The organism is Bacillus sp. FSL R5-0422 (assembly GCF_038610765.1).
In the GTDB taxonomy this organism is placed as follows: domain Bacteria; phylum Bacillota; class Bacilli; order Bacillales; family Bacillaceae; genus Bacillus; species Bacillus pumilus_O.
Genome location: NZ_CP152014.1, coordinates 2289705 through 2303498, shown reverse-complemented (window position 1 = coordinate 2303498; position 13794 = coordinate 2289705). Strand labels below are relative to the sequence as shown.

General features: G+C 38.8%; 9 protein-coding genes. 5 read left to right on the top strand and 4 right to left on the bottom strand.

What is annotated here, in order from left to right:
- Positions 1-5 precede the first annotated feature (5 nt).
- The 4 genes from MKX52_RS11780 to MKX52_RS11765 are packed head-to-tail and all read right to left on the bottom strand — an operon-like array spanning position 6 to position 3072.
- Positions 6-719: an amino acid ABC transporter permease gene (locus MKX52_RS11780; protein WP_342490747.1), complete on the bottom strand. Its 714-nt coding sequence runs from the start codon at positions 717-719 to the stop codon at positions 6-8.
- Between the two features lie 12 nt (positions 720-731).
- Positions 732-1430: an amino acid ABC transporter permease gene (locus tag MKX52_RS11775; protein ID WP_342490746.1), complete on the bottom strand. Its 699-nt coding sequence runs from the start codon at positions 1428-1430 to the stop codon at positions 732-734.
- Entirely contained in the window at positions 1427-2287 is an 861-nt protein-coding gene (locus tag MKX52_RS11770; protein WP_342490745.1) for an amino acid ABC transporter substrate-binding protein, read from the bottom strand. The genes MKX52_RS11775 and MKX52_RS11770 overlap by 4 nt, the downstream gene beginning before the upstream one ends.
- Positions 2284-3072: an amino acid ABC transporter ATP-binding protein gene (locus MKX52_RS11765; protein WP_342490744.1), complete on the bottom strand. Its 789-nt coding sequence runs from the start codon at positions 3070-3072 to the stop codon at positions 2284-2286. Before MKX52_RS11765 ends, MKX52_RS11770 begins: the two co-directional genes overlap by 4 nt.
- Before the next feature lie 120 nt (positions 3073-3192).
- Between MKX52_RS11765 and MKX52_RS11760 the strand changes: the two genes are divergently transcribed.
- The 5 genes from MKX52_RS11760 to MKX52_RS11740 all read left to right on the top strand — a co-directional run bounded on the left by MKX52_RS11760 (position 3193) and on the right by MKX52_RS11740 (position 13766).
- The gene (locus tag MKX52_RS11760) at positions 3193-4356 is read left to right on the top strand and encodes an acyl-CoA dehydrogenase family protein (RefSeq protein WP_342490743.1); all 1164 of its coding nucleotides are present in this window, start codon (positions 3193-3195) and stop codon (positions 4354-4356) included.
- Between the two features lie 126 nt (positions 4357-4482).
- Positions 4483-5271, top strand: coding sequence for a BPU family class D beta-lactamase (gene blaBPU / locus MKX52_RS11755; protein WP_342490742.1), 789 nt, complete (start codon positions 4483-4485; stop codon positions 5269-5271).
- 168 nt (positions 5272-5439) lie between these two features.
- Positions 5440-12438 (top strand): DNRLRE domain-containing protein, encoded by a 6999-nt coding sequence (locus MKX52_RS11750; protein WP_342490741.1) that lies wholly within the window; start codon positions 5440-5442, stop codon positions 12436-12438.
- Positions 12439-12460: 22 nt separating this feature from the next.
- Complete coding sequence (locus tag MKX52_RS11745) at positions 12461-12877, top strand: hypothetical protein (RefSeq protein WP_342490740.1); 417 nt, start codon at positions 12461-12463, stop codon at positions 12875-12877.
- A gap of 511 nt (positions 12878-13388) precedes the next feature.
- Entirely contained in the window at positions 13389-13766 is a 378-nt protein-coding gene (locus MKX52_RS11740; protein WP_342490739.1) for a hypothetical protein, read from the top strand.
- Positions 13767-13794 lie beyond the last annotated feature (28 nt).

The following is a 13794-nucleotide window of genomic DNA, read 5'->3' as shown; positions in this document are numbered from 1 at the left end:
CTTTTTTAACGTCCGAGAGATCTTCCATATACGCTGACACGTTTCTCTAATAAGGCAAAAGCGAGTTCAAAGAAAATGCTGAGCAGCCAATAGATCAAAGCAGAGACGAGATACGTTTCTAAAAATTGATAGCCGTCGTTCGCAATGATTCGGGAAATCCCCATGATTTCAAGTACTCCAATCGTAAACGAAAGAGAGGTGGCTTTTAATAGCTGAATGAGCTGATTGCCTAAGTTCGGCAAGGCGACCACAAATGCCTGCGGCAAAATAATGCGCATCATCGCTTGTCGTGTTGTCATTCCCACAATTTTTGCCGCTTCAAGCTGTCCTTTGTCTACCGCAAGAAGTGCACTCCGAACAACCTCTGTTAAATGGGCAGCTGAATGGAGGCTGAATGTCATAAGAGCAACAGCTAATGGGGAGACCATATCTGGATGAAAGGTCAGCCCGAATGTATCGCTCACTTTGGTTAGAATAAAAGGAAGTCCATAAAAGAAAGCGAACAACTGAACAATCAGAGGCGTTCCTCTAAAAAAGGAGACATAGAGCGTCACAAGCTGCCTGAGTACAGGAATGCGAAAGAGACGAATGAAAGCAAAAACAGATCCAATTATCAGGCTCACAGCCATGGAAACGAGTGCAATCAATAAGGTGAAAGGAACGCCTTTTAAAATATGAGGTACTTGGTCAATCGCAAATTGAATATCAATCGTTTGCATCAAATCGCCTCCTTAACGTGACAGGCTGGTGCGGCCTTTTACAAATTTTCTTTCAAGCAGCATGGTGATCAGTTCAATACTCATGCAAATAAGCCAATACACAATCGCAATGATCACATACACCTCAAACATACCGATTCCGTAGTTATTTCCTAAAATGATCTTTACCTGTCCCATCATATCAATGAGTCCGATTGTAAAGGCAATCGCTGTGTCTTTCACGAGATCAATGGTGTAATTTCCGAGGTTCGGCAGTGCAATGAGAAAAGCCTGCGGGATAATGATCCTGATCAATGCCTGAGTATCTGTCATCCCAACAATGTAGGCGGCCTCCAGCTGATCCTTCCCGACAGATGAATATGCACTGCGAAAGACTTCAGATAAATAAGCGCCCGTATGTAAAGAAAATGTCATCATCACAAATAACATACGATCCCAATGATTGATTTGAATCCCTGCTACAAGTAAAAGCTGAGGCAGGCCAAAATAAATCAAGAAAAGCTGAACAATTAAAGGCGTACTCCGTGTAAAAGATAAATAAACAATCGCCAGTTGCTTTAACACTGGGATTTGTTTAATACGGATACATGCAAATAGCAAGCCGATGATGATAGCAAAAAACAATGACACGATCATAATGAAAAAAGTGAGTGGCAGGCGTTCAAGCACCTGTAAAAAGATGCCTAGCCAATCTCCAGCTGTAAACGTCATGACGCTTCCTTCCTTTCTTCATTTTGGTCGTCCTGCTCTGTAATGTCATCAATATCTTGAAAGAAATCAATCCCAAACCACTTTTTCGCTAGCTTCGGCAGTGTTCCATCATCAATCATCTCTTGTGTGATCCGGTCCAAATCTTCTGCAAGTTGCTTCTCGCTTGGCTGTAAGACAAGATAGATAGGCTCCTTTGACACAATGCCGCCAACTTTGACCTTTAAGTTCAAATGCTTTTGAATGGTATCAAAGGTTGAAATGTTCATAAATGCTGCATCGGACCGTCCGCTTTCAACACGCTTTAAGTTGAGTTCATTTGAAGGACTCTCAATAGTCGTCAGCGAAATATCTGGGTCATGTTCTTGATTATATTGATTTAAAATTGAACGCAAGCCCCCGCTAGGGCTGACAGGAGCCAGCTTTTTAGATGTCATATCATCAAGCGATCGAATCTCCTTGTCTGATTCATTCACAATTAAACCTGTCATCGAATAACCGTACGGGACCTTAGGGTAAAGGAAACGCTTTTCACGTTCAGGGTTACTAAAAAACCAATTAGCCGCCATTTCAAACTTCCCTGCGCCTACACCAATTAAATTCGATTCTTCCTCGCCAAAAATGTAATCAAAATGTACGTGAGGGAGCCTCTTTTCCACTTCATTTAAATAATCAATGTTATAGCCAATCGGTTCATTTCGGTCATTTGTGGCTAAAAAGGGTGGATTGACCTCTGCACTCAGTGCGACTTTTACAATTTTTCTACCATCTTCTGTCGTGGTTTTCACACTGCTACAGCCCATCAGAGAAAGAAATAACAGAAGGACACCGGACATCATGAATGCTGTCTTTTGCTTCATTTGTCTTTCTCCGATTCTTGCCACATGCCGCGATGAATTCTTGATAAAAATTGTTTCGTTCGTTCATGCTGTGGCTTCAATAGGACGTCTTCTGGTGAACCTTTTTCAACGATTTCGCCATCTGCCATAAAGATCACCGTATCCGCCACGTCCTTTGCAAAAGAAATTTCATGCGTCACAATGACCATTGTCATCCCTTGGCTCGCAATATCTTTGATCATTTCAAGAATTTCTCCTACCATCTCTGGGTCTAGAGCCGACGTAGGTTCATCAAACAAGAGAACTGAAGGGTTCATCGCAAGTGCGCGGGCTATGCCAATTCGCTGCTGCTGACCGCCAGATAATTCACTCGGAAACGCATCTTTTTTATGAAGCAGGCCAATCCGCGTTAAAAATTGCTCTCCGACCTTTTCAGCTTCTTTTTTAGACATGTTTTGAGACACGATCAATCCTTCTGTAATATTTTCAAGTGCTCGTTTATTCTGAAACAAGTGATAATGCTGAAACACCATGGAAGATTGCTGCCTGAGTTTCAGCAGATCTTTTTTATGATATCGTTCAAAATGAATCGTGGTTTCACCAACTGTCAGCTCTCCTTTGTCTGGAATATCGAGGCTGTTTAAGCTGCGAAGAAGTGTGGTTTTTCCTGATCCGCTCGGTCCAATAATGGCAACCACTTCACCTTCCTGTACGGTGAAATCAATGCCTTTTAACACATGGGTCTGCCCATAAGATTTATGTAGATTAGTAGCTGAAATCATAAAAGCATCACGTTCCTTTGACATATGTACTTAATATTGATAAAATTTAACACATTAAATCCTATAAGTAAAGTGTGTTTTGTTTATTCCTATTGGAAAAATCAGATATGATAGATTGTGAGAAACAGAGGAGTTGGATACGTTTTGTCTAAAGCATTATTTGTCGATACCGATTTTCAAAAAACATGGCTTCATCAACTAGAATCTCTTCGTGAAACGATCGAACAAACAGCAAAAGAACATGATGAAGGCGCTTATTTTCCTGAAAAAAATATTGAATCATTAATAGAGATGGGCTATACAACATTGTCTCTTCCTGCTGAATACGGAGGAGGCGGTCAATCTGTGAAGGATATGGTTCTGTTTCAAGAGACACTCGGCAGTATGGACGGAGCAACTGCCTTATCAATCGGCTGGCACCAAGGGGTTGTAGGCGAGATCTACGAAAAGAAACAATGGAATGAGCAGCAGCTGCAATTCTTTGCGGAAGAAGTGAAGAAGGGCGCCCTTGTCAATCGTGCCGTGAGCGAGGCACAGACAGGTAGTCCAACAAGAGGCGGGAAGCCTGGGACAACAGCTACTAGATCAGGTAATGAGTGGATCATCAATGGACGTAAAATTTTCACAACGATGTCACCAGCGCTTACATACTTTTTAGTCGGCGTATGGATTGAAGAAAAAGAGGCTATGGGCTTCTTCTTAATTCATCGTGAGACAGAAGGTGTTTCAATAGAAGAAACGTGGAACGTTGTGGGCATGAGAGGAACTGAAAGTCATGATTTAATTTTAGATCAGGTGAAGGTTTCAGATGATATGCTTGTTGAGGTGCAAAAAGGGCCACGCGGTGGTACGCTAAATCCTTGGATTGCACATATTCCGTCCTGCTATTTAGGGATTGCACAAGCAGCAAGGGATTATGCTGTTCAATATGCCATCACCCATTCACCGAACAGCATCAACGGCACAATTAGTGACCTGCCAAATGTCCAAACACTGATTGGCGAAATCGACTTACTATTAAAGCAAGCACGCCACGTCATCTACTCAACGACCACATTGTATGAAAAGCCAGAAAAAAGAGAGCTGTTAATCAATGAATTTGGTGCTGTGAAGCATACTGTCGTTAATCATAGTTTGCAAGTTGTCGATAAAGCTATGCGTTTAGTCGGTGCGAAAAGCTTAAGCCTAGACTGTCCACTGCAGCGCTACTATCGAGATATTCGTGCCGGGCTCCATAACCCGCCAATGGACGATATGACGATATCAAAAATGGCGAAACAGGCCATTCAAGAGAAAAAAGAGAGCTAATATACAGCAAAAAGCCGGATATAAACCGGCTTTTTTTATTTGAAAGAAAAGAGGACAAGCGTACCTTATGTCCCATCGCTTCAGCATGCTACAATCATGTAAATCATGAGAAAAGGAGTGATTGTTTTGAAGAAAAAGTATATAAAAAGGCTGTTTTCTTGCATCATGCTGATGGCATTTTGTATCAGCCAGCCATCATCAACTGAAGCAAGATCAATAGCGTGGTCTGTAGATGAATTCTTTAAAAATCGGGAAGGCACGTTTGTGATTCAAGAAGTAAAAGAAAAGACCCCATGGGTGTATAACAAAAAAAGAGCGAAAGAGCGCTTTGCACCTCAATCGACATTTAAGGTAGCAAATGCCTTAATCGGACTCCAAACAGGCGCAGTGAGAGATGAATACGACATCAAATATTGGGATGGCGTAAAAAGAGAGATTGACAATTGGAATAGAGATCATACATTAGGATCTGGCATGAGAGATTCAGTCGTCTGGTACTATCAAGCCATGGCACGTGACATTGGAGAAGAACGCATGAATCATTGGGTGAAAGCCATTCATTATGGGAACATAGACATATCTGGCGGAATCGATCAATTTTGGTTAAGCAGTACCCTGCGAATTTCTCCTATCGAACAAGTTCGTTTCCTCAAACAGCTATATGAAGAGACTCTTCCATTTGACCTAAAGAACATGAGAACAGTCAAACGAATGATGGTACAAGAAGAAGAGAAACACGCCACCCTATACGGAAAAACAGGCTCCGGATCAGACATCGGCTGGTACGTAGGTTTTATCAAACATGAACACAAAACCTACATCTTCGCCACAAATATCAAAGGCACCGGCATAGAAGCAAAAGACATTACCTATCGCATTTTGAAAAAATATCATTTGATGGAAGCATCCGTTTAGGGTGCTTTTTTATATGTGAAAAAGGGGATATATTGATAAGTTGATGATATATGGGTTAGTTTGAAAGGATGATATATTTATAGAAATATATTGAAGTATCATTTCAAATGTATTATTATATATGGCGTAATGTTACAAATGTTACAAATATATGATAAGGAGATTAATATGAACCTAAAAAGAAAAGTAAAATGGAAAAGGAATATCGCGGCACTACTAGCCTTTGTGATGCTTTTATCAATGTTACCTTCTGATATTTTTGCAGAAGAACATGACAAAAATACAAAATCAAGTCATAACAGCTTAGAAGAGTTTGATGATTCAAAAGCCCTGGAATTGGCAGGCGTTGACGAAGATGAAATTGGAAAAGACGGAGAAGTTCTTTCAGAAAGAACAGAAAACAGCAAACTTTTTTATGAAGGAGAGGGTGTATTTACACAAGAGGTTTATCCTGATCCTATTCATATTAAAGAGGCTCCAGATGCTGAATGGGAGGACATCTCTCCAGAATTAAAGACGATCTCGAAAAAAGAAATAGAAACAGAAAATGCGAAATTAGAAACTACTTTTCAAAAGCAAATGAAACAAGGACTTTATGCGACATTTGAACACAAGAAGCATCAAATTGAATTTTCAATTTTAAAAGCTTCAGGGAAAAATAAATCAGAAATCAATTCCAAAGATACCTCTGCACAATTTAAAGAGAACACCAACGAGCTTACATATGAAGAGGTATTTCCAAATATAGATTTACGATCATTCACCTTTAATGAAAACATCAAGGAAGATATTGTACTCAATCAATATGATGGCTACAATTCATTTACATTTAAAATAAAGACAGATCTAACTGGGGAAATTGAGGAAGACGGTTCTATTACATTTTACGATCAGAAAAAACGGACCATTTTTCAAGTCCCAAAACCGTTTATGACGGATTCTAATTTAGATGAAAAGTCAGGTGAAGTGGCTCGCTCAGAAGATGTGAGCTTTAAATTAGAAAAAGAAGACGATGGCTATTTACTTCGTGTGACAGCAGATGAAAAATGGCTTAAAGATCCTGAACGAGTTTATCCTGTGTCTATTGATCCTTCGACTTCTTTATCTGTATCAGCAGACACATTTATCATGAGTAAGTACCCAACAACAAATTATTCATCCTCTACGCAAAAATGGGACGCTAAACTTAAAAGTTATGTACTCAAAACAGGTTATTACGATAAAACGACTGGTACAAACTATGCGTTCATGAAGTTTAACTCATTCAAACCGATTCAAAATATGAATGTAACGAAAGCGACGCTCAAAACATATGTTGCTCATTCATATTACGGGACGAAGGCTACTGGCCTTTGGCTGGATACAGTGAATGCCAACTATGATCATACAAAACTAACGTGGAACAATAAACCAAGCTCTAAAAACATCGGCAAAGCCAATGTATATAAAGGACAATGGGCGAGCTATGATGTGACATCAACCATCAAAGCTTGGAATAGCGGAACAGCTAACTATGGTTTTAAATTACATGCAAATGGAAATGGGCAAGACCATTGGAAAAAAATAATCTCATCAACAAACTCTACCAATAAACCAGTCATTGAAGTAACGTATACCATTCCACAAGCAAATGCACCAACTGTAAAAGGTTTTAGTAATGGAAATGGTACAGGCTACTTCAATTTAAGTTGGAAAAAGGTAGCTGGTGCAAAAGGCTACAAAGTGTGGTTATACAACGGAAAAGAGTATGAAGCCATTTCAGTTGGAAATGTGGCATCATGGAGTACAAAAGGAAAGAATATATGGCCAACAGCAAGCGAGATTGCTGCTAAAAAATATAAACTTCATTTAGACGGAAAAGGTGGAACTGAATTAGCAGTTGATCCTTCCCCAGTTTACAAAAACTCAGGTGGCAATTATGCGACAAGTAAAAATTATTGGGTAGCTGTAAGTGCGATTTTTGACCAAGGTGAAGGCGCAATGTCAGCAAAAGTAAAACCTGTCGTGCCGAATGTGGCTAGAGCGAAGGCACCTAGTACAAAAGGATTCAATAATAATAATGCAACAGGTTACTTTGATCTTTCTTGGAATTCAGTTTCCGGTGCGACCGGTTATAAAATACAAATGTTTAATGGGAAAAGCTATGAGACATTGGATCTCGGGAATCAAACATCATGGTCAACAAAAGGGAAAAAAGTATGGCCGACAGCTGCTGAGATCAAAGCAGGTAAATATGCATTGCACCTCCAAGATGGAAAAGGGGCGGAGCTTCCAATTCATCCTGGTGCGACTTACAAAAATGCTGGAGGAAATGCGGCTCAAAAACATTATTCCTTCAGAGTGATCGCTTATAACAAAGATGGAGAAACCATTGCTTCACCGCCAGCTGGACCAACTTTACCTGATTTATCTAGACCGAAAGCTTTATCTGGATATGCTTATACCAATACAAAAGAGAGCCAAACAGGTTATATCAATTTACATTGGGACAAAGTGAAAAATGCAAAAGGGTATAAAATTAACATCTATAATGGTAAGGCATATCAATCATTTGATGTTGGTGATGTCGATCATTGGACAACACAAAACAAGAATATTTGGCCAACTCCAGCTGAAATTAAAAGTGGGAAATATGTGCTTCATACAGATGGAAAGGGCGGAGAATTAGCGCTAGACCCATCACCAGTATATGAAAATGCAAATGGAAATTATAAAGGACGCAAGAACTACTCCTTTACCCTTTCCGCCTACGATGCAAATGGAGAAACCATTCCGACACCAGCCTTTAACCCGACATTCCATGAAGGGGCCGAATTCCTTGGAACAGAGGATTACTGGTCGATTATTGATATACCAGACGGACAGCTTAATGGTGCAACTGGGAATGTGATTGTCAGTGAAGAAGAAATGTCGATTGATGGAAGAGGACCAGGACTTGGAATGGGTCGAACGTACAATAGTTTAGATGCAGCTGACCATCTGTTTGGTCAAGGATGGTACGCAGATGTAGAAACGAGTATCACGCCAACAAAAGAAGGTGCTATCTATCTTGATGAGGATGCCACAACTCATGTTTTTACAAAAAAAGCAGATGGTACGTATCAACCACCAACAGGTATTTTCCTTGAATTAACGGAATCAAAAGATGAATACATGTTAAAAACGAAGGATCAAACCTTTGCGCACTTTAGTAAAAACGGTGGGAAGATTACCAAGGTTGTAGATGGACATAAAAATACAACGACATACAAATATAATGAAAACAATCAGCTCACTTCAATGGAAGATGCATCTGGCCGAAAAATAATAATGGATTATGATGAAGATGGTCATATCATTTCGGTTCAAGGACCAAAAGGTAAAAAGCTTTCATATGAGTATGATGCAGGTTTACTAACGAAAGTCATAGATTCAGATGGAACAAGTATCTCATATGAATACGATAAAGAAGGCAGATTGATTAAACAATTCTCTCAAAACAGTACAAAAGATCAGCCTGTTTTTACAGAATATCAATATGAAAATCATCGTTTAGTCAAGGCAATCAATGCAAAAAAAGAAACCTTTGAGTATGCATATGATTTATCTAAAAAGACACTCATGCTAACGCAGCCAAACGGGCGAAAAATACAGTATACGTATAACGAAGCAGCCAATCCAATTCAAGTTGTAGATGATGCGGAAGGGCTTAAGATCACCACTAAAACCAAATATGAAGGCAACCAAATCGTAGAAGAAACTGACCCAAATGATGTAGAGAAAGGAAAAGCTACAGAAAGCTATGCGTATGACAAAAATGGCAACGTCATTCAGGCGAAAGATGCTTACGGGACAGAAACCTACGAATATAACAAAAATAATGATGTCACTAAAGTGAAAGATACAGAAGGAGATATTACAGATATCGCCTACGATGGATTAGATGCTGTATCTGAAACGGATCAAAGTGGAAATATGTCTTCAGCAAGTATTTATGATTCGTACGGGAATTTGGTACAAACGAGTAAAGAACTTGCTGCAGGTGCGAGTATATTAAAAAATGGCAGTTTTGAAGATACGCTAACAGGCTGGAAGCTTACAGCATCTAAGGATGACGGGAAATTAGCGCAGACAGCTGGAAAAAGTGGTCCGTTATCTGGCGGCAGAGTATTAGAGGTCAGTTCACAGTCGACAACTGAAGGAACAGAACTTGGCTATTCTTCTGCTACTCAAGAAGTAATACTAGAGCCAAATACGACGTATACACTGAGTGGAAAAATCAAGACAGAGCTAACGAAAGCAAGAGCATTTTTTAACATTGATTTAAGAGATACAAACAATAAACGAATTCAATGGATCAGTAACGGTTACAGTACATTATCAGGCAAAAACGATTGGACAAAACGCCAAGTCACGTTTACGACGCCATCTCATGCAGGCAAAGCTGTGATCTATATGGAAGTGGATCATCGTGATAAGGCTGGAAAAGGAAAAGCCTGGTTCGATGAGATTCAGCTAGAAAAAGGCGAAGTTTCATCAAGTTATAATCCAGTCAAAAATAATTCCTTTACGGATAAAACAACAAGCTGGAGCGGAACAGGTGGTTCATTAGATAATGAAGAAGGCTTTAACGATGACGTTTCGTTAAAAATGACAAGAACCTCTTCAACTCAAGCGAATGTCATCTATAAACAATCTGTACCAATTGAACAAAGTGCAAATGATCAATCTGTGTATGTCACATTGACTGGGATGTCTAAGGCTGGAAATGTCAAAGCCTCAAATGAAAATGACTACTCACTTCAAGCGTCCGTTACGTATACAGATGGCACAACAGGAACGTTTAATGCGAAATTCCCAACCGGTACACAGGAGTGGAACCGAGCGGCGGTTGTCATACCAAAAACAAAACCATTGAAAAAAGTCGACGTACAGATCGTTTTCCAAAAAAGCGCGACTGGAACGGTTTGGTTTGATGATATCCGTCTAGTAGAAGGAAGTCTGTTAACGAAAACCACATACGACGTAAAAGGGAACTATGCAGTTAAAGAAGAGGATGAGCTTGGTTACTCATCTCAATCTGCCTACGACGAAACAGGCAAAAAACTTTCTGAAACAGATGCGAAAGGCGAAAAAACAACATTCGAATATGACCAGGCTGATCAGCTGAAGAAGATCACTTTATCTAACGGAACATCCATTGTGAGAACCTACGATAAAGAGGGCAATGAACAGTCGAAAACCATTCGTGCAGAGTCAGATCAGACGTATCAATTCGAATACGACCTAATGGGCAAATTGACAAAAACCATTGATCCATTAGGGAATGTGTTGAAAAGTGAATATGATGCGAATAGCAACTTAATCAAAACCATTTCTGCAAATGGACATGAAGTGTCTCTCACGTATGATGGAACAGACCGAGTGAAATCCAAGTCATACAATGGAACAGAAAAATATCACTTTAGCTATGATAAAAACGGAAACGAAACAACGGTTGTTAACAAAGAACAAAACACAACCAAAAACAGAACGTTCGACCAACAAAACCGCATCACAAAGTTAACAGAGCGTGGCAGCAGCCAAACTTGGACGTATCCAGCCAATTCAGATAAACTGAAATCCTTTGAGTGGACACACGGAAATCAAAAAGGAACGAACCAATTCAGTTACAATAAGCTTGATCAAATGACGCAGATGAAGGATTCGAGTTCTACGTATTCGTTTGATTATGATGAAAATGGAAATGTTCAGTCCTTTATTACAGGTAACGGCAGTGGTGCTAGCTTTGCTTATGATGAGCGCAACTTAATCAATGATTTGCACATTGGAACAAGCCAAGGGGTAACGATCTTAAACGAAGCTTACGAATATGATCAAAATGGAAACAGAATAACGGTTGATCAAGGAAGCAACGGGAAGATTCGTTATGAATATGGAAAATTAGATCAATTGATCAAAGAAAGTCATCCAGATGGCACGGTCATTGGGTACACATATGATGGGTTTGGAAACAGAAAAACAGTTACGACTGAAAAAAATGGTACTAAAAAAACAATCAACGCATCATTCAACATCATGAACCAACTGACAAAGGTAAATGATGAGACTTTAACTTATGACAAAAATGGCAACCGGACGTCTGACGGACAATTCCTTTATGAATGGGATGCAGAAGATAACATAACGGCCATCACGAAAAAAGGGGAAGACAAGCCATTTGTCACTTACAAATATGATGAGCGTGGATACAGAATTCAAAAAACAATGAATGGAAAAGTCACCAATTACTTTTATGACGGCGACAGCCTGAATGTTTTATACGAAACAGATGGAGACAACGAAGTCACAAAAGCATACACATACGGTGACAGTGGACAACTCCTTGCATTCACGCAAAATGGAAACAAATATTTCTATCACTACAATGCACACGGTGATGTCATAGCCATCACAAATAGTGCAGGAAAAATCGTTGCTGAGTACGAATACGATACATGGGGCGTCCCAACAAAGGTAAAAGAAGATGAAGAAGTAAAAGGAAACCCATATCGCTATGCTGGTTACCGCTTCGATGAAGAAACAGGACTTTACTATTTAATCGCCCGCTACTATGAACCGAGAAACGGCGTATTCCTATCACTTGACCCAGACCCAGGAAGCGATGGAGATTCACTAGATCAAAACGGATATACCTATGGAAACAACAACCCAGTCATGAATGTGGACCCAGACGGCCATTGGGTATGGTTTGTTGTCAATGCAGGATTTGCGGTATATGATGGATACAAAGCTTATAAATCGGGTAAGGGCTGGAAAGGCGCAGCTTTAGCAGCAGCTTCGAACTTTGGACCTGGGAAGATATTTAAGGGTGCGAAAAGAATTTATGGTTTTGCAGCTAAAACGATTAAAATTAAAGGGCATACAAAACATGGTCTTAATCAGTCAGTAGGTAGAAATGGAGGGCGTGGAGTTAGTGCGAAAGCAAAACTAGACGCTATTCGTAACCCTAAGAAAAAAATTGATCAAGGAAATGGAACTATAAAGTATGTTGGTAAAAAAGCTACAGTAGTTTTAAATAAAAAAGGGCAAGTTGTTACTGCTTTTGGTAGTTCACGAGCAAAAGGAGATAAGAATAGATTTCACACGCATGGAAAAGGGAACAAGTCCAAAAAGAGAAGAAGATAAAAACTATTTAAGGGGGGATTAGATGGCGCTAATTACGGATGACTTTATTGAAGTCGAGTTAAAACCTAGGACGTATCAAGAAGATGGAAACGATCCATTTGTTTTATCTATCTTTGAGTTGTCTGAAAGTAAAAAGGTGATAGTTCGAGATTTTTCTGCAGTGTTATTAAAAAGTGAGTATGAAAAGTTAGTCTCAGAAATTGAAGATCTAATGAATAATAAGTTGAAAAATTTTTATTTTGAAACTATTGAGCCACTGTTTATTTTAAGAATGAATAAAGTAATTGAAAAATATGTAATTGAAATCGAAGTGTTTATTAATGATGAAATACAGTCAAAACAATATGAGATAAAACTTGATGAGGAACATGTAAAATGCTTTTTAAAAGATTTGAAATATGATATCGAAAATATAAAAAAACCTCCGAAACTTCCTTAATTATCATTAGTGTCTAACTAAACTAAACTAACCCCTCCTTCTTAGTATTATGAAGGAGGGGTTAGTATGAAACAGAATAAGGTCATAATAAATTTAAAATTATAAGAAAACGAAATGATGAAGTGAATTTATTAAGAAATCTTTCTTTTTAAGAAATAATCCTAGATGTATTGAAAGATATCTAAGCCCACTACCACTGGTAAAAAGGGTTTGAGGTGTTATTTAAATAATAGAACGATTAATAAATAATTTAACGAAAGCTATTGAAGAGCTGTGTATTTGACACGTACATTTGGCGCATCTTTATCAAACTTAGCAGTAAAAGCTGCTTAAATGTAGTCAGTTTACAGTGTGAAGTAAGTTTGAGAAAACCTTATTTAGAGATGGTGTAATTAATGGACGAACCAAAAATGCTAGACTGTTTAAATAAAATACGAAAAGTTTTAAAGAGGACGATCAAACAAGAAAACGAATCATTGCACTTATACTATAACCTCTTGGAGGACACACAATGACATGGTTTTTAAATGAAAAAATCCAGAAACAAATCCCTGATTTCGATATCAGCCATCTAAAGCAAATCAATGAATTTCACTACTTTAAAGAGTATAATGAACATTACGACTTGATCAACTGTATTCATCTACACATCCCATACGAATCTGCAACCCATAAAGCAGACATTCATCTGAAATTTACCAATGTCTCTTCTGTTCAAATCAAAGATTTGGAGTTAACAAACGATGACCATATTATATTGAACATTCAACTTTTGGATAGAGGCTGGGAATATTTGAATTACTTTGTCGAAGATGATGAAGAACAGTATTTTTCTTTTTATTGTGAAACGGTTCAAGTCATACAAGTCGTATCAAAGGAATCAGGCTAGTCTCTCTACATATGTGCGAATGATGCTT